This is a genomic window from Variovorax sp. YR750 (assembly GCF_900109805.1).
GTDB classification, from domain to species: domain Bacteria; phylum Pseudomonadota; class Gammaproteobacteria; order Burkholderiales; family Burkholderiaceae_C; genus Variovorax; species Variovorax gossypii.
In genome coordinates, this window is the sequence record NZ_FOBJ01000001.1 from 232,983 (window position 1) to 258,350 (window position 25,368).

Consider the following 25,368-nt stretch of genomic DNA (forward strand, 5'->3'; position numbering starts at 1 on the left):
GCTCATGAAGGAAGTTCTTTGGTATCGGGTGAGAAAAGAGGCGCCTACAGGCGCAGCCCCGCCTGCTTCATCAGCGGCAGGATGCGGTCGCCGAAGAATTCGAGGTCGGGCTTGAAGTCGAAGAAGCTCAGCTGCAGGCCGTCGATGCCCGCGCGCTTGAGCTGCACGAACTGCTCGACCACCTGCTCCGGCGTGCCGATGACTTCGATGTTCCCGCCGATGGCGCGGCGCTTGGGTGCGTCGTTGCCGACGCGGCCGCGCCAGGCGTGCGCATCGCTGTCGAAGCGGTTGAAGCTGGTCTTCGGATCGGCGTCGATGTGCGCGACGATGGCGTCGTGGTAGTCCCAGGTCTCGCGCTCGGTCTCGCGGCTGATCACCATCGGGTTGAGCAGCGTGCGCACCTCGCGGCCCACGTCGCGCGCCGCCTGCTTCACGCGCGCGGCGTGCGCCGGCAGTGCCTCGATGGCGCTCGCGAAGCTGGAACCGCTCGGGCTGGTGATGAACACGATGTCGGAGTAGCGCGCCGCGAAGCCGATGCCCGCATCGGAGCCGGTGGCGTTCACCAGCACGGGCCGTCCGAAGCGCGGTTTGGGCGAGACGAATGCGCCGTCGAGCTTCCACGGCGATTCGCCCTTGAACGACCAGTTCTCGGTGTCGGCCCACAGCCGCTGCACCACTTCGAGGAACTCGGCCGCGAGTTCGTAGCGCCGGTCGTGCTCGATGCGATGAGAGCCGAACATCTCGTGCTCGACCGCGCGGTGTCCCGTGACCACGTTGATGCCCCAGCGCCCGCCCGAGATGTGGTCGAGCGTGGCGGCGTACTTGGCCAGGTGCAGCGGATGCAGGGGGCCGTAGAGCACGTGGATGGTCGAGATCAGCATGATCCGGCTCGTCAGCGCGGTGAGCGCGGCCGTGGTCATGAACGAGTCGAGCGCGTTGCCGTTGAAGACGCCGCCGTAGCCGCCCTTGGGCAGCCATTGCGAGAGCGCGAACACGAGGTCGAAGCCCAGTCGCTCGGCCTTCAGAACGAGGTCGCGGTTGTAGTCGAAGCGCCAGTCGGTGGTGCGCGGCAGTGTCGACGCGCTCCAGCCGCCCGCCTGTATCGGCAGGAACAGCCCCAGCAGCACGGGCTGCCTGAAGGCCTGGGAGATCGGGCTTTCGCTGAATTCGGTCGGAGCGGCAAAGCGCTCCCATCCGGCAATGGCGCCGGGCCGTTGTGGCAGGGACATTTGAAATTACCTTCCGAGGTCCGGGATTCTGGTCAGCCGTACCCGAATTGGCACGCCCGGAATCCGCATATCCAAATTCGCGGGATTCATCATCGGGCTCAGAAGACCTTGCCTTCCTCCAGATGCTTCGTGGTGCCGTTGAGGTGGTAGTCGCCGATCACGCGCGCTTTCTGCAGCAGCGGGTTGTGGCTGAAGATGGTGCGCAGGTTGCGCCAGTGGCGGTCGAAGTTGTGCCTGCGCGAAGTGGCCGAGGCGCCGCCGGCCTCGAAGAGGCGCTCGGCGGCCTGCAGCGCGATCCGGCTCACCGCCAGTTGCGTCTTGGCCGTGGCGAGCGCACCGTCGAGCACCAGTTGCTGCACGCCCTCCTCATCCGCGTCGCCGTTCGCGGCGCCGCGCCTCAGGGCCTCGGCCGACCGGTCGAGCTGCCGCGCGTTGTCGGCGATAAGCGCGTCCACCGCGTGCGTGTACGCGGCCAGGTCTCCCACCACCCATTGCGTGAAGTGGTCTTCCGCCGCCGAGGACGCCGGGCTGTGCGCCGCGGGACGGGCGTGATGCCGCACGTAGTGCACGGCGTCACTGAACACATTGCGCACGATGCCCGCCGCGACGGCTACGAGGTAGAGCTGCCGCAGCGAGGAAGCGTGGCGCCGCTGCAGGCTGCGCGGCGAGGTGAGCACGATCTCGTCGGGCCGTATCTCCAGCCCGTCGAACTCCAGGCTGCCGCTGGCCGTGAGCCGCTGCCCCATGCCGTCCCAGTCGTCCTTCACGTGAAGGCCTTCGCGGCCGGTGGGCACGATCACCGTGGCATCGCGGCCTTCCTCGTCGCGCACCGCGATGCTCGCGAAGTCGGAAAACGCGGTGCCGGTCGCGTAGTACTTGCTGCCGTTGAGCACGAGCCTGTCGCCCTGCCGTTCGAGCGCGGTGGTCACCGTGCCCGAACGCGGCGTGCCGAGTTCGGTGAAGGCGCCGCCGAACAGGGCCCCCTCGAGCACGCGGGCTAGCTGGCGGTCGGCATCCGCATTCGGCGGTGCGGAAGTCCACAGCTCGATGGCGTTGTAGTGCGTGCGCAATGCGTGCGCCACGTTGGAGTCTGCCGCGGCCAGCGTGGCGACGACCTGCACGAGGTCTTCGATCGAGCCGCCGGGGCCGCCGCGATCAGCTGGGATGCGCAGCGCGCCCAGCCCCGACGCGCGAAACAGCGCGAAAGCCTCGAAAGGCAACGTGCCTTCGCGTTCGCGCTGCGAGGCGCCTTCGGCAATCGCCGCGGCCAGCGCAGGCAGCCGCTCGAGCAAGGTTCTGAGTTGGGCACCTGGCACGGCGCGATCGACGGCATTCATTGCTTGCATTTCCCGTAAGCGGCAGAGGCTCGGGAATATAGGCCGCGGCACTCATCGGTTTGCGCATAAGCAAACTCGGTTTTCGGCTCGGTGCGCAGCACGCCGGGCACCCGTCGCGACTGCATTTCGATGATCGAAAAAATGCTAAGCGCAGGGACGGATTTCCAAGACCATCGTCAGCCTTTCGAGCCACTCGCGGACACGGTGATCCATCCCATGCTTTCATTTCTTCTCCTCGCAAAACTGAAGTTCGACCGGCGGCTGATTCACCTCGCGCTGGCCGCCCTGCCCTTCACCGCAAGCGCGCAGAACACCGCCGCGCCCACGCCGGTGAGCGGCGGAACGCTGACCTACGCGGTGTCGCAGGAGCCGACATCCCTGGTGTCCTTCCTCGACACGAAGACGGACAACCGAAACATCAGCGCCAAGGTCACCGAGGGCCTGCTGCGCTACGACGCGAAGTTCAATCCGCAGCCGCTGCTGGCCACCTCGTGGCAGGTCAGCACCGACGGCCTGAAGTACACCTTCAAGCTGCGTCCGGGCGTGAAGTTCCACGACGGGCGCGACTTCACCGCCGAGGACGTGCGCTACTCGGTGCTGGTCCAGAAGAAGCAAGGCCCGCGCGGACGCATCACGCTGGCCAACGTGGAGCGCGTGGACGCGCCCGATCCGCTCACCGCGGTGATCGTGCTGGCCAAGCCGGCGCCCTTCCTGTTGAAGTCGCTGTCGTCGGCTGAGCTGCCGATCGTGCCGGCCCACCGCTATGCCGACGGCGACCCGCTCTCCAGCCCGAACATCTCGGCACCCGTGGGCACCGGACCCTACATCTTCGAGCAGTGGGTGCGCGGCAGCCACCTGGTGCTGCGCAAGAACCCGGGCTACTGGCGCAAGGACCGCCCGTACATCGACCGCGTGATCGTGAAGTTCGTGCGCGACCCGGCCGCGATCTCCACCGCCATAGAGACCGGCGAAGTCGACGTGGCTCAGGGCGTGAGCCTGGCCGACCTCGAGCGGCTGTCGACGAACCCGAAACTCAAGGTCGATGACGGCTACGACGGCTTCCTCAACAACGCCTCGTTCCTCGAGTTCAACGTGGAGAACCCGGTCCTGGCGAACGCCAAGGTGCGCCACGCCATCGCGCAGGCCATCGACCGCAACTTCATCCGCAACACGATCTACTACAAGCGCGTGGAGGTCGTGAACTCGCCGATCCCGCGCGTGCTGTCCGACTACTACGACGACAGCACCTTCCGCTATCCCTTCGACGTCGCCGCGGCCAACCGCCTGCTCGACGAGGCGGGCCAGCCCAAGCAGGCCAACGGCCAGCGCTTCTCGCTGCGGCTGAGCTACATCCCGGGCGCGGAGTTCAAGCGCACGGCCGACTACCTGCGCTCCGCGCTGGCGCGCGTGAACATCAAGGTAGAGATCGTGGACGGCGACCTTCCCACCTTCCTCAAGCGGGTCTACACCACGCGCGATTTCGACATCAACATCAACGGCCTGGGCCGCCTCTTCGATCCCACGGTGGGCGTGCAGCGCATCTACTGGGGCGACGGCGTGCGCAACCCGCTGATCTGGGTGAACGCCGCCCACTACGACAACCCGCAGGTCGACGAGCTGTTCCGCCAGGCCGCCGTCGAACTCGACGCGGGCAAGCGCGCGGCGCAGTTCAGGCAGGTGCAGCAGATCGTCGGCCGCGAGCTGCCGGTGCTTCCGATCGTCGCGGTGCCCTCGATCGTGGTGCACAGCGCGCGCCTGCACGACTTCCACAACAGCATCGACCTGATGTCGGGCGACCTGGCCGACGCATGGATCGAACCGCGCAAGTGACCACCCGAAAGCCCACATGACCACCCAGGACCTTCATCACACCCTTCTGGATTCGCTGACCTTCGCGAGTGCCCGCGCGCAGGCCGAGGCGCTGGCCGCCGGCCGCGTGTCGGCAGTCGATCTGCTGGAGCATGTGCTCGCGCGCATCAGCCGCTTCGACAACGACCTCAACGCAGTGGTGGTTCGCGACGACGAGGCCTCCCGCGCGGCGGCCCGCGAAGCCGACGCAGCCCTGGCGCGCGGCGAGCGGCGGCCGCTGCTCGGCGTACCGATCACGGTGAAGGAATCGTTCGACGTCGCCGGCTACGTCACGAGCAGCGGCAACCCGGACTATGCGAACAACGTGGCCGCGCAGGACTCCCTGGCCGTCGCGGCGTTGCGCGGCGCCGGCGCGGTGATCGTCGGCAAGAGCAACGTGCCGCTGGCCCTGGCCGACCTGCAGAGCTACAACGACGTCTACGGCGTGAGCAACAACCCCTGGGACACCGCGCGCACGCCGGGCGGCTCCTCGGGCGGCTCGGCCGCCGCGCTCGCGGCGGGCTACGTGGCGCTGGAGCTGGGCACCGACATCGGCGGCTCGATCCGCATTCCGGCGCACTTCAACGGCGTGTACGGCCACAAGCCGACGGCAGGGCTTGTCGCGTTGCGCGGCACCGGCGTGCCGTCGGGCCGGCTGGCGGATCGCGACCTCGCCGTGGCCGGCCCGCTGGCGCGCACCGCGCCCGACCTCGGGCTCGCGCTGGACCTGCTGGTCAACCTCGAGCCGCTGGCCGCCAAGGCCTGGAAGGCGACCCTGCCGCCGGCGCGCCACGCCAAATTGAGCGATTTCCGCGTGCTGGTGATCGACCAGTGGCCCGGCAGCGCGCGCAGCCTGCACGAGGCGCTGGTGGTCGATCGCGTGGTGGAGCGCCTGCGCACGCAGGGCGTGAAGGTGACGCGGCCTTCGGAGCTGCCGGCCGGCCTGCTGCCCGACCTCACGCAGTCGCACCGCGTCTACCGCAGCCTGCTGGGCTCCTCGCTGGCCACGCCGCCCGCGCTGAGCAAGTCGGCGCAGAAGCGACTGGAAGCTCTCTCGCCCGACGACGACAGCGCCGATGCCGCATGGCTGCGCGCGCCCACGCTGCGCCACGGCGAATGGCTGAAGGACAACGAGCGCCGCGTGGCGCTGCGCCACCAGTGGGAGCGCTTCTTCGAGAACTTCGACGTGGTGGTGACGCCGGTCGCGCCGCTTCCGGCCTTCCGCCACAACCACACCGAGCCGAAGGACGAGCGCACCTATCCCGTCGCTTTCGAGAACGGCACGCGCGAGGTTCGCTTCCTGGACCTGTTCCACTGGGCCGGACTGCCGGTGCTGCCGGGCCTGCCGGCCACCAGCTTCCCGGTCGGGCTCGACGAAGACGGCCTGCCGGTGAGCGCACAGGCCGTCGGCCCCTATCTCGAGGATCGCACGACCATCGCCTTCGCCGAGCTGCTCGAGCAGGTCTACGGCGGTTTCATCGCACCGCCCGGTTTCGGAGGGAGCGGCGCGGCATGAAGCCCACGCTGCCCATCAGCCGACGGCGCTTTCACCGGCGCATCCTCGGCGGTCTCGGCCTGCCCTTGGCTGCACCGGCACTGGCGGCCACCGCCGCAACCCCGGCCGATGCGCCGCGCCGCGCGCAGGGCGGCGTCGTCACCCTGCTCACGGCGCTGGAGCCGCCCACGCTGGTCGGGCTTGTCAACTCCGCCGCGGGTACCTTCCTGGTCTCGCCCAAGGCGGTGGAAGGCCTGCTGAGCTACGACTTCGAGCTGCGCCCGCGCCCACAGCTGGCGGTAGCGTGGGAGGTGCAGCCCGACGGCCTGCAATACACCTTCCGGCTGCGGCGCGGCGTGAAGTGGCATGACGGGCGCGACTTCACCTCGGCCGATGTCGCCTTCTCGATACTCGCGCTCAAGGCTTCGCATCCGCGCGGCAGGGCCACCTTCGCGAGCGTGTCCGAGGTGCGCACGCCCGATGCGCACACGGCAGTGCTGGTGCTCAGCCGCCCTGCCCCGTTCCTGCTCACCGCGCTCGCGGCGGCGGAGTCGCCGATCGTTCCGCGCCATGTGTACGAGGGCAAGGACCTGGCCACCCATCCGGCCAACAACGCGCCCGTGGGCACCGGCCCCTTCGTCTTCAAGGAATGGGTGCGCGGCAGCCATGTGATCTACGAGCGCAACCCGAACTACTGGGACCCGGGCAAGCCGTACATCGACCGCCTGGTGGTGCGCTTCATTCCCGACCAGGCGGCGGCCGCCGCCGCGCTCGAGAGCGGCACGGTCGACCTTGCCGGCGCCACGCCCGTGCCCATTCCCGACCTCGACCGCCTGAAGGACCTGCCTCACCTCGGCCTGGACACGCGCGGCAACGAGTACTTCAACAACTCCACCACGCGCATCGAGTTCAACCTCGACAACCGCTACTTCAGGCACGCGAAGGTGCGCCAGGCCGTGGCGCATGCGATCGACCGCGAGGTGATCCTGAAGACCGTGTGGTACGGCTACGGCATCGCCGCGCCCGGGCCGATCTCGCCGGTGCTCAAGGCCTTCCACGACCCGAAGGTGGCGGTGCCGCGCTTCGACCGCAAGCGCGCCGAGGCGCTGCTGGACGAGGCCGGCTTTCCGCGCGGCGCCGACGGCGTGCGCTTTCGCGTGAGCCACGACGTGTTCGACGGCGGCGGCAACCGCGTGGGCCAGTACATCCGCCAGGCGCTGGCGCGCGTGGGCATCGACGTGACGGTGCGCACGCAGGAGTTCGGCAGCTACATCAAGCGCGTGTACACCGACCGCGACTTCGACTTCAACAACCAGGGCATGAGCCAGATGTTCGACCCCACGGTGGGCATCCAGCGCTTCTACTGGTCGAAGAACTTCCGCCCCGGCGTGCCGTTCTCGAACGGCGCGCACTACGACAACCCCGAGGTCGACCGGCTGCTCGAGGCCGCGGCGGTGGAAAACGACCCTGCGAAGCGCCGTGCGCTCTTCAGCGAATTCCAGCGCGTGATCGCCGCCGAGCTGCCGACCATCGGGCTCGTGGCCGTGGCGCAGGTCACGGTCGCGAACCGGCGCATCGGCGACCACACGGTCGGCGCCGAAGGGCTCTCGGGCAACTTCGCCGACATCTACATCAGGGCCTGAGACCATGAACGACAACGCCATCCATCGCCGCCTCTTCCTGCAGGGCGGCGCGAGCCTGGGCCTGGCGGGCCTGGCGCCCGCGTGGGCGCAGGGGCTGCCCGCGGCCACCACCACTACCGGTGCTCCGGTGCGCGGCGGCACGCTCACCGTGCTGATCGACCCCGAGCCGCCGACGCTCACCACCATCGCGCATTCGGCGGGCTCGTCGGTGCTGATCTCGGCCAAGGTCACCGAAGGCCTGCTGAGCTACGACTTCGACCTCGCGCCGCAGCCGCAGCTTGCCACCGCCTGGTCCGTGAGCAGCGACGGCCTGCAATACACCTTCAGCCTGCGCCGCGGCGTGAAGTGGCACGACGGCCGGCCCTTCACCTCGGCCGACGTGGCGCACTCCATCGGCCTGCTGAAGCAATACCACCCGCGCGGGCGCGCCACCTTCTCCAGCCTGGCCGAGGTGCGCACGCCGGACGAGTTCACGGCCGTGCTGGTGCTGTCGAAGCCGGTGCCCTACCTGATCACCGCGCTCTCCGCCTCCGAATCGCCCATCGTGCCGAAGCACCTGTACGAGAGCGGCAAGGCCGATGCCAACCCGGCCAACAACGCGCCCGTGGGCACAGGCCCCTTCGTGTTCAAGGAGTGGGTGCGCGGCAGCCACGTGACCTACGAGCGCAACCCGAACTACTGGGACAACCCCAGGCCCTACGTCGACCGGCTGATCGTGCGCTTCATTCCCGACGCGGCCGCCCGCGCCGCCGCCATCGAGAAGGGCGAGGTGCACCTGAGCCCGGGCACGCCGGTGCCGCTGGGCGACGTCGAGCGGCTGCGCGCCAGGCCGAACCTGGTGTTCGAGCCCAACGGCTACCAGTACATCAACAACGTCTCGCGCGTGGAGTTCAACCTGGAGAACCCCGCCCTGCAGGACCTGCGCGTGCGCCAGGCCATCGCGTACGCCATCAACCGGCAGGTGGTGCGCAAGACCGTGTGGTACGGCCAGGGCACGCTGATCCCGGGGCCGGTGCATCCGGCGCTGAAGAAGTTCTACGTGCCCGACCTGCCCGTGCTGCCCTACGACCTGAAGCAGGCCGAGGCGCTGCTCGACGCGGCGGGCCTCGCGCGCGGCAAGGCCGGCGGCAACCTGCGGCTGAAGCTGGGCCTGGTGCCGATTCCCAACGAAGGCGGCCAGCGCACGGCCGAGTACCTGAAGCAGAGCCTGGGCCGCATCGGCATCGAGGTCACCATCAACTCGCAGGACTTCGCGACCTACGTGCGCCGCGTGTACGCCGACCGCGCCTTCGACCTGCACGTGAGCGTGATGAGCAACACATTCGATCCGACCGTGGGCATCCAGCGCCTGTACTGGTCGAAGAACTTCAGGAAGGGCCTGCCGTTCTCGAACGGCTCGGGCTACAGCAACCCCGAGGTCGACCGCCTGCTCGAGGCCGCGGCCGTCGAGGTGGACGAGGGCCGCAGGCGGCAGGCCTTCGCGGAGTTCCAGCGGCACATCGTGCGCGACCTGCCCGACATCACGCTGCTGGCCATCGACAACTACACCATCGCCGACCGCCGCGTGCACGGCCACACCGTGAGCGCCGACGGCATCGCCGGCAACCTGGCCGGCGCGTGGATCGGCGCCTGAAACCGAGGAACACACTCAATGACTTCGCCTTCGTCCCCCACCGGCACCAGCCCCGGCGTGCTCTGGTACACCCGCTGCCCCGTGCCCTCCCCCCTTGGCATCGCCGCCCGGCAGGGCTGGCTGGCCGAGTCCTTCGCCGAGGAAGGCATCGCCATCGAATCGATCATCGACTCGAAGGACCGCAGCATCCGCGAGAGCCATTTCGACCATCACCTGGCGTGGTCCTTCCGCCAGGGCGGCAACATCCCGCCGATCTGGGCGCGCGCCAACGGGCGTGCCACGCGGCTGGTGGCCATCACCTGGACCGACGAGTTCCAGGCCATCGTGACACTGCCGGGCAACGGCATCGCATCGGCCGAGGCGCTCGCGGGCCGGCGCCTCGCGGTGCCGCGCCGCGTGAACGACCTGATCGACTTCCACCGCGCGACGGCGCTCAAGGGCATCGTGTCGGGCCTGTCGCTGGCCGGGCTCTCGACCGGAGACGTGACGCTGGTGGAGCTGCCGATCGAAGAATCGGTCATCGTTGCGCAGGGCGACCCGAGCCTCTTCGGGCTGCGCCGGCGCCATCCGTACTTCCGCGAGGTCGAGGCACTGGTGCGCGGCGAGGTGGACGCGATCTTCCTCAAGGGCGCCGAAGGCATCGTGGTGGCGAACCTGATCGGCGCGCAGGTCGTCGTGGAGTTCGGCAACCATCCCGATCCGAAGATCCGCATCAACAACGGCACGCCGCGGGTGCTCACGGTGGACGACGCGCTCTCGCGGCAGCGTCCCGACCTCGTGGTGCGCCTGCTCGGCGTGGTCGCGCGCGCGGGCCGCTGGGCCGAGGCTCATCCCGACGAGACGCTGCGCTTCGTCGCGCGCGAGATCGCCACCAACGAGGAAGCGGTGCTCGCCTCCAACGGCCCCGATGTGCACCGGCACCTGGGCGTCGGGCTCGATGCGCCGCTGGTCGAGGCCATCGGGCATTTCAAGGACTTCCTGCTGCAGTGGGGTTTCCTGCCGGCGGACTTCGATCTCGACGCCTGGGTCGACCATGCGCCGCTGCGCGCGCTGCATGCGCAGGCGGGGCACGCCGAACCCGTGGCGCTGGCGGCCGCCGCATGAGCTCGCCACCTCGCATCCTGGTGACGGGAGCCACCGGCCGGCTGGGGCAGTTGCTGGTGCCGCGCCTGCTCGCGCGCGGTGCCGGGGTGCGCGCCCTCACGCGCCATCCTGCGCGGGCCAACGGCCTCAGGGCGCAAGGCGCCGAAACGGCCGTCGGTGATTTCGACGACGGCGACACCCTGCGCCGTGCGCTGGAAGGCGTGTCCCATCTCTTCCTGCTCTCCCCGATCACGCCCACGCTGGCCGATCAGCAGATCGCGGTGATCGAGGCGGCCGCGGCGGCGGGCGTCGAACGCATCGTGAAGCTCTCGGGCTCGCACTGGACCATCGAGCCGCCCGGGCGCTCGCTCTCGGGCGACGCGCACCGCGAGATCGAGGCCGCCTTGCGCCGCTCGGGCATCGCCCACCGCGTGCTGCGCCCGAACGCATGGATGCAGGTGATGCTCGCGCGCGTGGCGTCGGAGCTCGCGGCCGGCGACGAACTGCATGCGCCGCCGGGCGATCCGAAGGTCGCCTTCATCGACGCGCGCGACATCGCGGACGTGGCGGTGGAGGCGTTGTTCGAGCAGCCGGCCTCCCGCGAGGCCTCGCCCGAGCCATGGGTGCTCACGGGCGGCAGCGCCCTCGGGTACGACGAGATCGCGAGCATCGCGTCGCGGCTCACGGGCCGCCGGATCGTCGCCACGCCGCTGTCCGCGCAGGCACAGCAGCAGCGGCAGGCGGCGAATGCGCCCTCGCCCTACATCGCACGCGTGCACGCCCAGTTCGCGGCGCTGATCGTCGCCGGCGAAGCCGAGCCTGTGAGCGACACCGTGGCCGATGTCCTCGGGCGCCCGCCGCGCACGGTGGAAGCCTTTCTCGCGGAGACCGTCGCGGGCCGCGTGCCGGCCTGAAGATCGCCGGGCGGGCCGCCCCGCCTCGCCATGCCCAACCCAAAAGCCCGCGAAAGGCGCATCATGGTGGCTGACGAACCCACGGTGCAGACTGTTCGCGAGGCAGAGCATGGCATGGTTCAAGAAGCTCTTCTGGGTCGGCGCAGGGCTCGCCGTGGGGGGAGTTTTTGTCGTGTTCGTGGCGGACGAGCTGAAGACCTCACGGCTGCAATCGGCCTTCTGGCGCGACCTTGCCAGGGACGCCCGCTTCAGCGTCGACGCCGGCCCCAGCGACGCCATCCGCTTTCCCCGCACCGGTCCGCATGACGAGCGGCTGGGCTACCGGCAGCTTCCCGACTTCATCGAGCGCCTGCAGCTCCATGGCTATGCCGTCACCCGCCAGGCGCGCATGTCGCCGCGGCTGATAGAGCTGCAGGAGCACGGGCTTTTCGCCCCCTACCGCGAGAAAAACCAGGCCGGCCTGAGCGTGCGCGACTGCCGCAACGAGGCGCTGCTGCACGCGCGCGTGCCCGGTCGCGCCTACGAGCGCTTCGAGGACGTGCCCCCGCTGCTGGTGAGCGCCCTGCTCTTCGTCGAGGACCGCCACCTGCTGGACGCGCAGCCGCTGCAGCGCAACCCTGCCATCGACCCGGAGCGCTTCGCGAAGGCGGTGCTCGAGCAGGCCCTGCGAACGGTCAGCCTGGGCCGGACGGCGAGCGGCGGCAGCACCCTGGCCACCCAGATCGAGAAGTACCGCCATTCGCCGCAGGGCCGCACCGGGTCGGTCGGCGAGAAGCTGCGCCAGATGGCGTCGGCCTCGCTGCGCGCCTACCAGGACGGCGAGGACACGCAGGCGCGGCGGCGCCAGATCGTCGTCGACTACCTCGACACCGTGCCGCTGGCCGCGCGCCCGGGCATCGGCGAGGTGCACGGTCTGGGCGACGGCCTGTGGGCCTGGTACGGGCGCGACTTCCGCGAGGTCAACCGCCTGCTGGCCGACGACGCCGAAGGCGCCGCGCCCACGCCCGAGGCGCTCGAACGCCAGGCCGGCGCCTTCAAGGAAGCGCTGTCGCTGATGATCGCGCAGCGCCGCCCCTCGCAGCACCTGCTCGGCGACGGCGAGGGCCTGGCCCGGCTGACCGACAGCTACCTGCGGCTGATGGCCGAGGCCGGCCTGATCACGCCCACCCTGCGCGATGCGGCGCTGCCGCTCCCCCTGCACCTGCAGCCCGAGCTGCCGCCGACGCCCCGGCCGGATTTCGTGCAGCGCAAGGCCACGACCGCGCTGCGCACGCATATCTCCACGCTGCTCGACGTGCCGCGCGCCTACGACCTGGAGCGCCTCGACCTCGAGGCCGAAACCAGCCTCGACAGCCAGGCGCAGGCCGTGGCGGCCCGGGTGCTGGCCGGCCTGCGCACACCCGCCGCGGCCAAGGCGGCGGGACTGTACGGCTCGCACATGCTCGACCCGGGTGCGGACCCGGGCCCGCTGGTCTACAGCTTCACGCTGTTCGAGCGCGGCGCCGGGGCCAACCTGCTGCGCGTGCAGGCCGACAGCATCGACCAGCCCTTCGACGTGAACCAGGGCGCCCGGCTGGACCTGGGCTCGACCGCCAAGCTGCGCACCCTGGTGAGCTACCTGGAGCTCGTGGCCGAGCTGCACGCGAGCTGGTCCGGCCTGAGCACGGCCGAGCTGTCGGCGCTGGCGCCCAGCCCGCGCGACCCGCTGGGCACCTGGGCGCGGCAATACCTGCTGCGGGCCAAGGATCGCCGGCTCGCGCCGATGCTCGAGGCGGCCATGGAGCGGAAATACTCCGCGAATCCGGGCGAGGCTTTCTTCACCGGCGGCGGGCTGCACCAGTTCGAGAACTTCGAGCGCTCGCGCAACGGCAGCTCGATGACGGTGCGCGAAGGCTTCAAGCACTCGGTCAACCTGGTGTTCATCCGCCTGATGCGCGACCTGGTCCGCCACCGCATGTTCGGCGGCGCGACGGACCCCGAGCGGATGCTGAAGGACCCCGCCGACCCGCGCCGGCGCGAGCTGCTCGCGCGCTTCGCCGACCGCGAGGGCTCGGCCTTCCTCGTCCGCTTTCATCGCAAGTACCAGAACCGCAGCGCCGCGGAAGCCGAGGCGCTGCTGCTGCGCGGCCTCAGGCCTTCGGCGCCGCGCCTGGCGAGCGTGCTGTTCACGATCGAGCCGGATGCCAGTGAGGCACGGCTCGACGAGCTGCTCGCGCGGCAGCTGGGCCGGGGCGCGGCCTCGCCGCGCGAGTTGAAGGCGCTGCGCACCACCTACGCCGGCCTGTCGCTGGCCGATCGCGGCTACGTCGCCCGCGTGCATCCGCTGGAGCTCTGGCTGGTGGGATTCCTGCGGCGCCACCCGGGCGCGACGCTGGCCGATGTGCTGAACGCGAGCGCGGGCGAACGGCAGGAGGTCTACGCCTGGCTCTTCAAGACGCGCCACAAGAGCGCGCAGGACAGGCGCCTGCGCGAGCTGCTCGAGCTCGACGCCTTCGCGCAGATCCATCGCTCATGGCAGCGCCAGGGCTATCCGTTCGCCTCGCTGACGCCGTCGTACGCCAGCGCCATCGGCGCATCGGGCGACCGGCCGGCCGCCCTGGCCGAGCTGATGGGCATCATCGTGAACAACGGCGTGCGGCTGCCCACGCAGCGGGTCGAGGCACTGCACTTCGCGCGCGACACGCCCTACGAGACACGCCTGGAGCCGCGCAACGCGAAGCCCGAGCGGGTGCTGCCGGCGGAAGTGACGGCAACGCTGCGCCGGGCACTCTTCGAGGTTGTGAACGACGGCACGGCAAGGCGCCTGAAAAGCGCGCTCGCGGACGCGAACGGCCGCGCAATCGACATCGGCGGCAAGACCGGCACCGGCGATCACCGCTACGAGCGCACCGGCCGCGGCGGCCGGGTGATCTCCGAGCGCAAGATCGACCGCTCCGCCACCTTCGTCTTCATGATCGGCGAGCGCTACTTCGGCACCGTCATGGCCTACGTGCACGAGCCCTATGCCGCCCGCTACCGGTTCACGAGCGCGCTGCCGACCCAGCTGCTGAAGTCGCTGGGGCCGCAGTTGCTGCCCGTGCTCCAGCGCAGCGGGTGTGGGGGCGACTGATTTTTTCTGCGGCCGGCGGCTCAGGCCGCCTTGCCTTCGCGCCTACAGGCCGGAGCCCGGCCTACCCGTTTTCGGGTATGGCCGTGGCGCTGTCGCGTCCCTACGATCCGCGCTGTCGATGGTTCAAGAAGGGTCGCGGACATGCCCAAACGCGCTATACAGCCGACGCCGGCCTTCCGGCAGGCGGTGGACGACATGCAAGCCAAGGCCGGACCGAACACGGTGGGGCTGGTCATGCGCTTCAACGAGGACGACAGCACGCTTCGCGATCTGTGGTCGGAGGGCTCCAATGCCCCGAAGCACAAGTACAACCCCCACCCGGCAGACCGCCCCGACATGTGGCGCAACGATCTACCGAACGGGGGACAGCGCCTTGCCAACAAGGTCAACGACCAGCGCGGCTATCACGCCGAGGAGATATTCATCGCCTGCTGGCCCGCCTTGCTGCGCGGCGCCGACCTGCCAGAGACCCAGCTGCGTTGCGTCGAGCTCGTCATCTCGAAGAGCCCATGCCACGGTCGCTCGGGATCGTCGGAGCTGCGCCTTGGCGCCAACCCCGTGTACTTGCCGATGGGGTGCTCTTCGAAACTCGCCACCTTCGTTTTTGGAAAGGACATGCGCATCGAATGGCGCATCGCATTCCTCTCGCTGAACGGCTCGGACGCGACGAGCTACGTCCCCATCGGCGGCTTTGGCGTCGACCGGCTCATGAGCGCCCGGGAACGACAGATCGCCGATGCGGCCGACCAGCAGGCCCAGTTCCAGTCCGTCGGCGCACCGATCACACGGAGCTTTGCTGTCCGCTTGGGCAGGCGAGCTGCCGCCACCCAGGCGCACGCGCTCTTGCAGCCCGGCAATGCCAGAGGGCCGCTGATGGCACTGGCAAGAGCCGATCGGGCGCTGGCCGCGAATCTGAACGCCGCAGTGGACCAGCGGTCGCTCGCCCTTTTGAATCAAGCCAGAACCCTTTCGGTCGGCGTGGCCCAGCAAGGCATCGCTGTACTGGAGCGTCTGCCCAATGTCGACGTCAGGCGGTGGATCTGATCCGCCGTGAACGCGCTGAAGCAAATACTCAGGCCGCCTTGCGCTGCTCCGCCCCCGGCACCGCCGCGATCAGGCTGCGCGTGTACGGATGCTGCGGCCGGTCCCAGATGTCGCGGTGGCTGCCGGTCTCGACGATCTTTCCCTGGCTCATCACCATCACGCGGTCGGCGATGTATCGCACCACCGAGAGGTCGTGCGAGATGAACAGGTACGAGAGCCCGAAGTCCTCCTTCAGCTCCACCAGCAGGTTCAGGATCTGCGCCTGCACCGACACGTCGAGTGCCGAAACAGGCTCGTCGAGCACCACCAGCGAAGGCCGCAGCACCAGCGCGCGCGCTATGCCGATGCGCTGGCGCTGGCCGCCCGAGAACTCGTTGGGAAAGCGCCGTGCCGCGTCCGCAGGCAGGCCCACGCGCTCCAGGATGGCCGCGATGCGGCTGTGGCGTTCCGCGCGATCAGACACGCCGTGCACCTTCAGCACCGATTCGAGGATGTCGAACACGCTGCGCCTCGGGTTCAGCGAGGCATACGGGTCCTGGAACACCATCTGCACGCGGCGGCGCCACGGCTTGAGCGCCTTCTCGGACAGCCCGGCGATGTCGGTGCCGTCGAACACGATGCGGCCGCCTGTCGGGTTCACCAGCCGCAGCAGCGTGCGCGACAGCGTGGACTTGCCGCAGCCCGATTCGCCGACCAGGCCCACGGTCTCGCCGGCGCGGATGTCGAAGGACACGCCATCCACCGCATGCAGCACGCCGCCGCCCCGCCTGGGGTAGTCGGTGCGCAGCTCCTGCACCGACAGCAGCGGCTCGCCCCCCGCCGCGCGAACCGGCAGGGCCCGTACCTTCGAAGCGGGTTGCGGCACATGGAGCGTGAAGTCGCGCACGCCGGTGACGGGGTCGAGTCGCGTCTGTATCTCGGGCAGCCTCGCATCGGCATGGTGCAGTGAGCTGCCGGCGTGCAGCGACGCGCCGAGCAGGCCCTTGGTGTAGGGGTGCGACGGTGTGGCGAAGAGCCTGGAGGTGGGGGCCTCCTCGACCTTCTCGCCGCCGTACATCACGGCTACGCGGTCGGCCCACTGCGCGACCAGGCCCAGGTCGTGCGTGATCAGCAGCAGCGCCATGTCGAGCTCGCGGCGCAGGCCGTCGAGCAGCTCGAGGATCTGCGCCTGGATGGTCACGTCGAGCGCGGTGGTGGGCTCGTCGGCCACCAGCAGGCGCGGCCTGCAGGCCACGGCCATCGCGATCATCACGCGCTGGCGCTGGCCGCCCGAAAGATTGTGCGGATGGTCGTCGATGCGCTGGTGCGGTTCGGGAATGCGCACCAGGTCGAGCAGCTCGATCGCGCGCTTGCGGGCCGCCGCGGGAGAGAGCTTCTCGTGCCGGCGCAGCGTCTCCTCGATCTGCGCGCCGATGGTGTGCACCGGGTTCAGCGAGGTCATCGGCTCCTGGAAGATCATCGCGATCTCGCGCCCGCGCACTTCGCGCAGGGCCGCCGGCGACAGCGAGAGGATGTCGCGCCCGTCGAAGCGGATGCTGCCGCGCAGGGCGGTGCCGGGTGCCAGCAGCCGCAGCAGCGCGAGCGCGGTGGTCGACTTGCCGCAGCCCGACTCGCCCACCAGCGCCAGCGTTTCGCCGCGCTGCAGCGTGAGGTCGAGCCCGCGCACGGCCTGGATGGGCCCGTTCGATCCGTGGAAGAAGACATCGAGGCCGCGCACGTCGAGCAGCGGCGCGGTGGTGCTCACCTGTTCGAGCGTCATTTCAGCGGCCCCTCAGGCGCGGGTTGAAGGCGTCGTTGAGTCCGTCGCCCACGAGGTTGAGCGCGAGCACCGTCAGCACGATGGCCGCGCCCGGCAGCGCCGTGAGGTACCACGCGGTGCGCAGCAGCTCGCGGCCCTGCCCGATCATGCTGCCCCACGACACCGCATTGGGGTCGCCCATGCCGAGGAAGGACAGCGCCGACTCGATGAGGATCGCGCTGGCCACCAGCACCGAGGTGGTCACGATCACGGGCGGCAGTGCGTTGGGCAATATCTCCTGGAAGATGATGCGCGCATGGCTGAAGCCCTGGCTGCGCGCGGCCAGCACGAACTCGGTCTCGCGCAGCGCGCGGAACTCGGCGCGCACCAGCCGGGCGATGACCGGCCACGAGGCGAGCCCGATGGCGAACACGATCACCGGCACCGAGGGCTGGCCGATCGCGACCACCACGATCACGAACAGGAACGAAGGCATGGTCTGGAACAGCTCGGTGATTCGCACCAGCACGTCGTCGATGCGGCCGCCGAAGTAGCCCGCCGTGGCACCCACGAGGACGCCGATCGCCAGGCTCAGCACGGCCGCCACCACGCCCACCGAGAGCGAGATGCGCGCGCCGTGCGCGATGCCGGCGATGACGTCGCGGCCCAGCGAATCGCTGCCCAGCGGGTAGTCGGCGTCCTGCCCCGGCCACAGCAGCGGCTGCGCCACCATGTCCAGCGGGTCGCCCGGATAGAGCAGCGGCGCGACCAGCGCCAGCACGAGCATGAAGGCCAGCAGCAGCAGGCCCGCCATCGCCGCCGGGTTGCGCACGAATGCGCGCAGCGCGGCATGGCGGCTGGAGAGCGGCCTGACATCCACCGCGGTCTTGGCCGTGACGACGGGCCTGGTTGCGGCCTTGGGAGCCGGCGCCGGGGCCGGCGGGTGCGCGATGGCGGTATCGAGTGGGAACTGTGCGGACATCGGGGATCGCAGTCGGGAAGATCGGAAATGAAGCTCAGCGCACCTGGATGCGCGGATCGAGCCAGGCATGCAGCAGGTCGACCAGCATGTTGGCCACGATGACCAGCATCGAGGACATCAGCAGCACGCCCAGCAGCACCGTGTAGTCGCGGCCCGCAACCGAATCGAAGGCCAGGCGGCCCAGGCCGGGCCAGCTGAAGACGGTCTCGACCACCACGGCGCCGCCCAGCAGCGTGCCGAAGTGCATGCCGGCGACGGTGGTGACCGGAATCAGCGCGTTGCGCAGCACGTGCCGCAGGTTGACGGTCCATGGGTGCAGGCCCTTGGCCTCGGCGGTGCGCACGAAGTCCTGGCGCGTCACCTCGAGCATCGCCGCGCGCGTGAGGCGCGAGAAGATCGCGATGTAGAAGCCCGACATCGCCAGCGCCGGCAGCACGAGGTGCCGCGCCACGTCGACCGCGTGCCGCCAGCCGGTGTAGCCCGCGCCGATGCTTTCACTGCCGCCGGTGGGCAGCCAGCCCAGGTGCACCGAGAACAGCACGATCGCCATCAGGCCGAGCCAGAAGCCCGGCGTGGAATACAGCAGCAGCGCGAGCACCGAGAGCGTGCGGTCCTGCCAGCGCCCTACCCGCGTGGCCATGATCGTGCCCAGCGCGATGCCGATGGCCAGCGCGAAGGCCAGCGCCGTGACCATCAGCAGCAGCGTGTTGCCCAGCCGCGCGCCGATCAGCGACACCACCGGCATGTTGTAGCGCGGCGAGACGCCGAGGCTGAAGTGCGCGAGGTTGTTGAGGTAGGCGCCCAGCTGGTGCAGCACGGGCAGGTCGAGCCCGAAGTGGCTGCGCAGCTGCGCCATGCTCTCGGCGGTGGCCGAGCCAGATTCGGCAGCCGCCACGTCGGCGGCATCGCCCGGAATCCACTGCATCAGCACGAAGTTGAGAAGAATCACGCCGACGACGGTCGGCACGGCCTGCCACGCCGTGCGCGCCAGCGTGCGGCTTGCGCTGCGCAGGTTCATAGAGGGTTCTGGAAGGAGGCGGTCAATCGGGCCGTCAGGCTATACGAGCGACTTCACGCATCGAAGGAAGCTTTCCTTCTACGCATATCCGATTTGCTTCGTTGGCCGGGCGTCGCGCGCGCATCTAGATTGCGGTCCGACTTCCACGGCCCCACGAAGATGATCCAGATCACAACCATCGGCAAGGCGCTGCTCGCGCTGGCCTTGCTCGCGACCCACTACGCGCTCCAGGCCGCCCCGCAGGCGGGCGGCACGGTCACGCTGGTGCTGCAGAACGAGCCGCCCACGCTGGTGTCGATCGCGCATTCGCACTCCTCCACGCTGGCCGTCAGCGCGAAGGTCACCGAGGGCCTGCTGAAGTACGACCAGGACCTGAAGCCGCAGCCTCAGCTCGCGACGGCCTGGCAGGTGAGTCCTGACGGCCGGAACTACACATTCACCCTGCGCCGCGGCGTGAAATGGCACGACGGGCGCGACTTCAGCTCGGCCGACGTGGCCTATTCGATCCTGCTGCTGAAGGAACACCATCCGCGCGGCCGCAGCACCTTCGCGCCGGTGGAGCGCGTGAGGACGCCCGACCCGTACACGGCGGTTCTCGAGCTGTCGCGCCCGGCGCCCTACTTGCTGAAGGCCTTCGTCGCGTCGGAAGCGCCCATCGTGCCGAAGCATCTCTACGAGAACGGCGGCGACGTGCTGCGCAACCCCAACGGCTCGGCGCCCGTGGGTACCGGCCCGTTCAGGTTCAAGGAATGGGTGCGCGGCAGCCACATCGTGTACGAGCGCAATCCCGACTACTGGGACAGGCCCAAGCCCTACATCGACAGGCTGATCGTGAAGATCATTCCCGACGCGGCCTCGCGCTCCATCGCCTTCGAGACCGGCGACGTGGACATCGGCTACCGCACGCCCGTCTCGCCCGGAGACATCGAACGGCTGAAGGCGAACCCGAAGCTGGGCTTCGAGACGAAGGGCAACAGCTATTCCTACAACGTGACGCGCCTGGAGTTCAACCTGCGCCAGCCGCAGCTCAAGGAGCTGAAGGTGCGCCAGGCGATCGCGCATGCCGTCAGCCGCGAGGTGGTGCGCGACAACGTGTTCTACGGCTACGGCGTGATCTCCTATTCCCCCATCGCGCCCGGCCTCAAGGAATTCCACGACACGCGCCCCACGCCCTACCCCTACGCGCCGAAGACAGCCGAGCGCCTGCTCGACGAGGCGGGCTTTCCGCGCGGCGCCGACGGCACGCGCTTCACGCTTGCGCTCGACTTCAACCCGAGCGACGTTCACAAGCGCCTGGCCGACTACGTGAAACAGGCGCTGGGCCGGGTCGGCATCAGGGTCGACATTCGCGCCACGGACTTCTCGCAGTACGTGAAACGCATCTACACCGAGCAGAACTACGACCTGGCGATCAACGGCACCAGCAACCTGTTCGATCCCACGGTGGGTTCGCAGCGCCTGTACTGGTCGAAGAACATCCGCCAGGGCGTGCCCTTCTCGAACGGCACCTTCTACGACAACCCGGTGGTCGACAAGCTGCTGGAAGACGCCGCGGTCGAGATCGATCCGGCTAAGCGGGTGGCCCTCTTCAAGGAGTTCCAGCGCATCGTCGGCGTCGAGGTGCCCGACCTGAACCTGCTCTCGCCCACCTACTTCACCATCTACAACCGCCGGGTGCACGACCATTCGCTCACGGGCGACGGCGTGGAGGCGAACTTCGCGGACGTCTATATTCGCTGACTGCCTTTCCTTTCACCTGTCGCGAAGAAGATGCCGCTGAATGCCCACGAACTGAAACAACTCGCCGAAGCCGGCGACCGATCCGGGGTCTCCCCTTGCGGCTGCTGGCTGCATCGGGCGGATGCCTGGGAGAGCTTCGCCGAAGACCGCTGGCCCGCCGATCTGCTGCAGCGCGTCGACACGCTGCGCGCCGAAGGCGTCGACGAACCGACCTTCGAGGAGTTCCACCCCGGCGGCACGCGCTACGACTCGGCCGAAGCGCCGATCTCGGTGGCGCACTTCCCGTTCAACCGCTGCGACGTGTACCGGTGCACGGCCTGCCAGCGGCTGGTGCTGCGCTACACCGAGTTCGGCGGCTACTACGTCGACCACCGCGCGCGTCGGGTGGATGCCGCGCTGGTGATCGCCTGACGCAGCTGACGCAGGCTCAGGCCAGCAGGCCTTTCCAGTAGAGCCGCGCCGCGGCCAGCACGGTGCGCATCTGCGTCGTGTGGGCCAGCCGGAAGGCTGCGCCGCGCACCGTCTCGTCGGGAAACTCCGTCACGAGCGTGAACGGCACCGTCGAGCGCTCGTCGGTCGTGACGAGGCACGGAATGCCGTTGATCCGCTCGAACGGCAGCTCGCCCACATGGGCATGCCACATCCGCTGCTGCAACGCGTTGAACTCGGCCAGCTCCGGCGAACCGGAATGCAGCTCCTCGGTGAGCGCATGCAGGAACCGCATGCCGTCCAGCCCCGGGTGGCGGCGGAAGATCAGGAAGAAGCCCTTGGGCACCGTCCACAGCTCGCCGCCCAGGGGCACGTAGCCCGCGCGGGGCCGCGTCCATTCGTGCGCCGGATAGCCGTGCAGGCTCAGGTGCAGGCGCGCGCTGGTGCGAGCGATGGCCTCGAGCCGCGCGGCCTTTTCGCCGAAGGGCGGCTTCGTGCGGGCCTCCAGGTCGTCGCCCAGTGCCGTGTAGCGGGCCGCGTGCGCCATGTGCTTCGGGTGCGTGGCCTGCAGGTGGTAGTGCAGCGCGGCGCCGTCGGGGTTCTCGAGCGGCACCAGTGCGTAGTGGGCGTCGCGGTGGGTGTTCAGGTGGCGGGCCGCGCGCAGTGCGCCGACGACGCCCGAACTCTCGTTCGCATGCTGCCCGGCCGTGATCGTCAGGCCCGGCAGCGCGCCGCGCACATGCACGCCGGCGACCTTCCGGCCCTGGAACGAGGTCACGGAAAACGGCTCTCCCGGCAGCTGCGCGACGATGCGTTCGACCTCCACGGGCGCGAGCGAGCGCCCGGCCTCGTCGAGCACCAGTGCGGCGTCCACGGGAGGATCGACGCGGCGGTGCCGTGCAAGCCGCACCCTCACCCGCGTGTCGCCGTCGGCTTGTGATATCAGCGGCACGATCTGCCCCGGCTGCAGCGTGCGGTCGGCCTCGGGCAGGCCCGCGCGAGCCTTGAAGAATTCCAGCACGCCGTAGTAGATGTCCTCGTGCAGCGCCTCGAAGGTGCTGATGGTCTCCTCGCCGAACGGCAGGCGCCGCTCGATCCCGGTGGTCGCGATGTCGATCTCCAGCATGTCGAACAGGGGCAGCGTGGCCGGCCACTCGTGCTTTCGCACTGCGTCGAGCGCAGCCTCGCAGGCGATCTCGAACTCTGTTCGCAGCGGCGCGTCTTCCACCAGCGCGTCGCCCTGCCAGACGCGCAGCCAACCGCAGGGAGAAGCGGTGCCGTCGTTCGGAGCGAACACCTGCCAGCGCCTGCCGCCGGCCTCGACGATGTAGTCCGACTGGAGCTCGTCGCCTTCGACGAAGCGCAGCGTGTTCCTCTTGCCGATCAGCCCGGCCAGCGGATAGGCCTCGAGCCGGAAGCGCTGCCCCTTGCCGGCGGGCGTGCGCACCACGATCTCGCGCGCGCCGGGACTTTCGCCTTCGAACTCCTCGAGAAAGAAATGCACCAGCGGCTTGTACGCGCTGCGCAGCACCGCCGTGACACCCGCCGCGGCCAGCGTCTTCTCCGCCCCGCGGCGCGCCGCCTCGTCCTCGAACAGCCAGGCCTCCACGCGCGTCGCCGGCCCGGCGGTGAAGCGCTGCACCAGTTGCGTGAGGGCTCGAGGGACGATGGTGTCGAGCAGCGAAGTCATGCAGCGAGCGTTTCGGGGTCGGAGAAGAAGCTGTGCTCGATCTGGCGGATGGATTTCCAGTCGGCCGTGAGCCGGTCGAACTGGGCGTCGAACAGGCCCACCATGCCCAGCGCCGTACGCAGGTCGGTGGTCACGTTCAGGCGGTCGCCCGTTTTTACCCATCGCTTCACGCTGACGCAAGACGGCAGCCGCTCGATCGAATCCCAGGCGAAGTCCCTGGCGAGCACGCCCGCCTTGGGCGAGACCAGCAGGATATGGCCGCAGAAGCCGCTGAAGCGCGGCTGCTCGTTGAGCGTCTGCTTGAAGAGCTGCGGATTGACGAAGGCCTCGACCGTCACCGAGATCTGGTTCTCGCCGGTCACGGCCGTCGTGAGGCGCGGGTCGAGGCTGCCGTGCAGGCGGGAGTTCAGCTCGACGATGGTCGGCCCCTCGGCCGTCACGATCAGCTCCAGGTGGGACGGTCCGTAGTGCAGCCCCACGGCGTCGAGCACCTGCACCGCGTAGGCGATGACTTCCGCGTACTGCGGTTGCGTGTGGTCGACCACGAGCATCTTCTCCAGCCGGGGCGAATGGCTGCGGTCGCGCTCCACCTCCCAGAGGCTGACCACCTTGTGATGGCCTTCGAAGGAGACGGAATCGACGATGTATTCCTGCCCCTCGCTGTACGACTGCACGAGGATGTCCTCCTGCACCTCGTCGTACGAGGACTTGATGGCCAGCACGTTGCGGGCCGCCTCCTCCACCTGCTCCTGCGTGCGGCAGATCTTCACGCCCTTCACGCCGGAGCTGCGCGTGGGCTTGATGACCACCGGCAGGCGCGCATGCGCCCGCGCCCAGTCGGCGATCTCCTGCGGCGAGCGCGACTGGAACTGCTGCGGCGTGCGCACGCCGGCGCGCCGCAGCGCCTCGATCTGCTCGAACTTGTCGCGCCGCGCGGCGGTGAGTTCCACCGGGTTGCGCAGCGGCACCTCGAGCGCATCGGCCAGCCTGGAGGCCAGCTCGACGCCGCTGTCGACGCCCGGCAGCACCACGCTGATGCCCAGGTCTCGCAGCGCATCGGCCGTCTGGCGCAGGTCGCCGCGATGCACCACGCTGCGCACGTAGTCGGCCGGGTTGATCTGCGTCTGCAGGCGCTGCGGCAGCGACTCGCTGCTCAGCACGTGCACGCAGCGCACGCCGTACGAGCGGAAGGCGGGCGCCAGGTGCGCGCTGGTCGAGGCGCCGTCGACGATGGCCACGGTATCAAGCAACTGCTTCTTCATGGAGTCTCTTCTCTGCGGTGGGTTGAAACAGGCGGCGCACGTAGATGTACGCGCGCCGCTCGCGATGGACCAGCCGTTGCGGTCCGTAGGTGATGTGGAGGTCGGCGTTGCGCAGCTCGCCGGGCGACGAGAAGTCCCACGGCAGCGGGTCGCTCGCCAGCAGGAACTCGACGTGCGCGTACGAGCGCGGCGCGAAGATGTCGGGCACGTCCACGCCGCGGCCCGTGAGCTTGTCGAGCAGCGCGGCGACGATGTCGAAGCCGTAGCCGTCGCGCACGATGTCGCAGATGAAGCTGCCCGCGATGCGCGGATTGAGCTCGATCACGTAGGGCACGCCGTCGCGCACGATGCAGTCCAGGTGCACGGGGCCCCACGAGAGGCCGGCGAGTTCGATGGCGCTGGCGCCGGCGTCGATCAGCCGGCGCAAGGCGGTGTCGTCCAGGTCGAGCTCGGAGGTGTAGCCGCGCTCCAGGAAGCCCTCGCCGCGGCGCTTGAGCTTGCGCATGGCGCCCACGTACCGCCCGTCGAAGTACTCGACGCAGTATTCGGCGCCCTCGAGGAATTCCTCGACGATCACGCTGTCGGTCAGGCCGGTGCGCCGGTTGGCTTGCAGCTCGTCGGCCAGCGCCTCTGCGTGCCGCCTGGCCTCGCCCGCATCGGCGCAGCGCTTCACTCCGTGGCTTGCCGAGCCTTCGGACGGCTTCACCACCACGGGGAAGCGCAGCGCGCCCACGCGGTCCCAGAGCGCCGGCAGGTCGGACAGCGCGCCGTCGACGAACTTCGCGGTCGGCAGGCCGCTTCCGGCCAGCAGCGCCTTCTGGTTGGCCTTGGACACGCTGCGCGCCACTGCGGCGGCGTCCGGCCCCGGCAGGCCGAGCTGTTCGGCCACCTGCGCCGCGAGCCGCGCGTAGACGTCGTTGGCCGTGGTAACGCGCAGCCGGCGATCAGGATCGGGATGGTGGTCGCGCAGCCAGGCGACCACCGCGTCGGCCTCGGTCTGCAGGTTGACGATTTCCACCTCCGGCGGAAACACGCCCTGCAGCAGGTCGTTCGGCCCGCTGATCACCGTCACCTGCAACTGCCTGTCGAGCGCCGCGCGCACCAGCGCGAGGCTGGTGCCGGTCTTGCGCGCACCGATCACGATGAGTCGTGTCATTCGATACCCCGGAAGAAA

General features: G+C 69.4%; 18 protein-coding genes. 10 read left to right on the forward strand and 8 right to left on the reverse strand.

Annotation, left to right across the window (positions count from 1 at the left end):
• Positions 1-44: 44 nt before the first annotated feature.
• Both BMY35_RS01035 and BMY35_RS01040 read right to left on the reverse strand, forming a co-directional pair.
• Positions 45-1,229, reverse strand: a complete 1,185-nt coding sequence (locus BMY35_RS01035) for an LLM class flavin-dependent oxidoreductase (RefSeq protein ID WP_093195139.1) — start codon at positions 1,227-1,229, stop codon at positions 45-47.
• Between the two features lie 98 nt (positions 1,230-1,327).
• A complete protein-coding gene (locus tag BMY35_RS01040) occupies positions 1,328-2,566 on the reverse strand; it encodes an acyl-CoA dehydrogenase family protein (RefSeq protein WP_177213552.1) in 1,239 nt (412 codons plus the stop codon).
• Positions 2,567-2,782: 216 nt separating this feature from the next.
• On the opposite strand from BMY35_RS01040, the gene BMY35_RS01045 reads away from it, so the two are divergent.
• From BMY35_RS01045 to BMY35_RS01080, 8 genes are all read left to right on the forward strand, one after another.
• The gene (locus BMY35_RS01045; protein ID WP_256227931.1) at positions 2,783-4,396 is read left to right on the forward strand and encodes an ABC transporter substrate-binding protein; all 1,614 of its coding nucleotides are present in this window, start codon (positions 2,783-2,785) and stop codon (positions 4,394-4,396) included.
• 16 nt (positions 4,397-4,412) lie between these two features.
• Entirely contained in the window at positions 4,413-5,930 is a 1,518-nt protein-coding gene (locus BMY35_RS01050) for an amidase (protein WP_093195141.1), read from the forward strand.
• The gene (locus BMY35_RS01055) at positions 5,927-7,552 is read left to right on the forward strand and encodes an ABC transporter substrate-binding protein (RefSeq protein ID WP_093195142.1); all 1,626 of its coding nucleotides are present in this window, start codon (positions 5,927-5,929) and stop codon (positions 7,550-7,552) included. Before BMY35_RS01050 ends, BMY35_RS01055 begins: the two co-directional genes overlap by 4 nt.
• Before the next feature lie 4 nt (positions 7,553-7,556).
• Positions 7,557-9,185 (forward strand): ABC transporter substrate-binding protein, encoded by a 1,629-nt coding sequence (locus BMY35_RS01060; protein WP_093195143.1) that lies wholly within the window; start codon positions 7,557-7,559, stop codon positions 9,183-9,185.
• 18 nt (positions 9,186-9,203) lie between these two features.
• Positions 9,204-10,289 carry an ABC transporter substrate-binding protein gene (locus BMY35_RS01065; RefSeq protein ID WP_093195144.1) on the forward strand — a complete coding sequence of 362 codons (1,086 nt, stop codon included), beginning with the start codon at positions 9,204-9,206 and terminating at the stop codon, positions 10,287-10,289.
• Complete coding sequence (locus BMY35_RS01070; RefSeq protein WP_093195145.1) at positions 10,286-11,182, forward strand: NmrA family NAD(P)-binding protein; 897 nt, start codon at positions 10,286-10,288, stop codon at positions 11,180-11,182. Before BMY35_RS01065 ends, BMY35_RS01070 begins: the two co-directional genes overlap by 4 nt.
• A gap of 109 nt (positions 11,183-11,291) precedes the next feature.
• Entirely contained in the window at positions 11,292-14,291 is a 3,000-nt protein-coding gene (locus tag BMY35_RS01075; RefSeq protein ID WP_093195146.1) for a transglycosylase domain-containing protein, read from the forward strand.
• Positions 14,292-14,432: 141 nt separating this feature from the next.
• Complete coding sequence (locus BMY35_RS01080; protein WP_093195147.1) at positions 14,433-15,335, forward strand: hypothetical protein; 903 nt, start codon at positions 14,433-14,435, stop codon at positions 15,333-15,335.
• Between the two features lie 28 nt (positions 15,336-15,363).
• Here the strand turns inward: BMY35_RS01080 and BMY35_RS01085 are convergent, their stop codons facing one another.
• From BMY35_RS01085 to BMY35_RS01095, 3 genes are read right to left on the reverse strand one after another with little or no spacing between them, the layout of a single operon-like run.
• Positions 15,364-17,094, reverse strand: a complete 1,731-nt coding sequence (locus tag BMY35_RS01085) for an ABC transporter ATP-binding protein (RefSeq protein ID WP_093195148.1) — start codon at positions 17,092-17,094, stop codon at positions 15,364-15,366.
• A 1-nt stretch (position 17,095) separates the two neighbouring features.
• On the reverse strand, positions 17,096-18,055 hold the full coding sequence (locus BMY35_RS01090) for an ABC transporter permease (RefSeq protein ID WP_256227932.1): 960 nt from the start codon (positions 18,053-18,055) through the stop codon (positions 17,096-17,098).
• Positions 18,056-18,089: 34 nt separating this feature from the next.
• A complete protein-coding gene (locus BMY35_RS01095) occupies positions 18,090-19,073 on the reverse strand; it encodes an ABC transporter permease (protein ID WP_093195149.1) in 984 nt (327 codons plus the stop codon).
• 159 nt (positions 19,074-19,232) lie between these two features.
• Here BMY35_RS01095 and BMY35_RS01100 point away from each other — a divergent pair, with 159 nt between their 5' ends.
• Both BMY35_RS01100 and BMY35_RS01105 read left to right on the forward strand, forming a co-directional pair.
• The gene (locus BMY35_RS01100) at positions 19,233-20,813 is read left to right on the forward strand and encodes an ABC transporter substrate-binding protein (RefSeq protein WP_093195150.1); all 1,581 of its coding nucleotides are present in this window, start codon (positions 19,233-19,235) and stop codon (positions 20,811-20,813) included.
• A gap of 30 nt (positions 20,814-20,843) precedes the next feature.
• Positions 20,844-21,224 carry a hypothetical protein gene (locus tag BMY35_RS01105; RefSeq protein ID WP_093195151.1) on the forward strand — a complete coding sequence of 127 codons (381 nt, stop codon included), beginning with the start codon at positions 20,844-20,846 and terminating at the stop codon, positions 21,222-21,224.
• 16 nt (positions 21,225-21,240) lie between these two features.
• On the opposite strand, the gene BMY35_RS01110 is transcribed toward BMY35_RS01105, so the two are convergent.
• The 3 genes from BMY35_RS01110 to BMY35_RS01120 are packed head-to-tail and all read right to left on the reverse strand — an operon-like array spanning position 21,241 to position 25,350.
• Entirely contained in the window at positions 21,241-22,932 is a 1,692-nt protein-coding gene (locus BMY35_RS01110; RefSeq protein ID WP_093195152.1) for a M14 family metallopeptidase, read from the reverse strand.
• Positions 22,929-24,194, reverse strand: coding sequence for an ATP-grasp domain-containing protein (locus BMY35_RS01115; RefSeq protein ID WP_093195153.1), 1,266 nt, complete (start codon positions 24,192-24,194; stop codon positions 22,929-22,931). Before BMY35_RS01115 ends, BMY35_RS01110 begins: the two co-directional genes overlap by 4 nt.
• Complete coding sequence (locus BMY35_RS01120; protein WP_093195154.1) at positions 24,175-25,350, reverse strand: ATP-grasp domain-containing protein; 1,176 nt, start codon at positions 25,348-25,350, stop codon at positions 24,175-24,177. Before BMY35_RS01120 ends, BMY35_RS01115 begins: the two co-directional genes overlap by 20 nt.
• Between the last annotated feature and the right edge of the window lie 18 nt (positions 25,351-25,368).

What these genes read in the sequence shown, in the direction of transcription:
- BMY35_RS01055 (WP_093195142.1), top strand. Translation starts at nt 5,927, where the DNA reads ATGAAGCCCACGCTGCCCATCAGCCGACGGCGCTTTCACCGGCGCATC.
- BMY35_RS01085 (WP_093195148.1), bottom strand. Translation starts at nt 17,094, where the DNA reads ATGACGCTCGAACAGGTGAGCACCACCGCGCCGCTGCTCGACGTGCGC.
- BMY35_RS01110 (WP_093195152.1), bottom strand. Translation starts at nt 22,932, where the DNA reads ATGACTTCGCTGCTCGACACCATCGTCCCTCGAGCCCTCACGCAACTG.
- BMY35_RS01040 (WP_177213552.1), bottom strand. Translation starts at nt 2,566, where the DNA reads ATGAATGCCGTCGATCGCGCCGTGCCAGGTGCCCAACTCAGAACCTTG.
- BMY35_RS01080 (WP_093195147.1), top strand. Translation starts at nt 14,433, where the DNA reads ATGCCCAAACGCGCTATACAGCCGACGCCGGCCTTCCGGCAGGCGGTG.
- BMY35_RS01045 (WP_256227931.1), top strand. Translation starts at nt 2,783, where the DNA reads ATGCTTTCATTTCTTCTCCTCGCAAAACTGAAGTTCGACCGGCGGCTG.
- BMY35_RS01060 (WP_093195143.1), top strand. Translation starts at nt 7,557, where the DNA reads ATGAACGACAACGCCATCCATCGCCGCCTCTTCCTGCAGGGCGGCGCG.
- BMY35_RS01115 (WP_093195153.1), bottom strand. Translation starts at nt 24,194, where the DNA reads ATGAAGAAGCAGTTGCTTGATACCGTGGCCATCGTCGACGGCGCCTCG.
- BMY35_RS01095 (WP_093195149.1), bottom strand. Translation starts at nt 19,073, where the DNA reads ATGAACCTGCGCAGCGCAAGCCGCACGCTGGCGCGCACGGCGTGGCAG.
- BMY35_RS01035 (WP_093195139.1), bottom strand. Translation starts at nt 1,229, where the DNA reads ATGTCCCTGCCACAACGGCCCGGCGCCATTGCCGGATGGGAGCGCTTT.
- BMY35_RS01070 (WP_093195145.1), top strand. Translation starts at nt 10,286, where the DNA reads ATGAGCTCGCCACCTCGCATCCTGGTGACGGGAGCCACCGGCCGGCTG.
- BMY35_RS01065 (WP_093195144.1), top strand. Translation starts at nt 9,204, where the DNA reads ATGACTTCGCCTTCGTCCCCCACCGGCACCAGCCCCGGCGTGCTCTGG.
- BMY35_RS01090 (WP_256227932.1), bottom strand. Translation starts at nt 18,055, where the DNA reads ATGTCCGCACAGTTCCCACTCGATACCGCCATCGCGCACCCGCCGGCC.
- BMY35_RS01075 (WP_093195146.1), top strand. Translation starts at nt 11,292, where the DNA reads ATGGCATGGTTCAAGAAGCTCTTCTGGGTCGGCGCAGGGCTCGCCGTG.
- BMY35_RS01050 (WP_093195141.1), top strand. Translation starts at nt 4,413, where the DNA reads ATGACCACCCAGGACCTTCATCACACCCTTCTGGATTCGCTGACCTTC.
- BMY35_RS01120 (WP_093195154.1), bottom strand. Translation starts at nt 25,350, where the DNA reads ATGACACGACTCATCGTGATCGGTGCGCGCAAGACCGGCACCAGCCTC.
- BMY35_RS01105 (WP_093195151.1), top strand. Translation starts at nt 20,844, where the DNA reads ATGCCGCTGAATGCCCACGAACTGAAACAACTCGCCGAAGCCGGCGAC.
- BMY35_RS01100 (WP_093195150.1), top strand. Translation starts at nt 19,233, where the DNA reads ATGATCCAGATCACAACCATCGGCAAGGCGCTGCTCGCGCTGGCCTTG.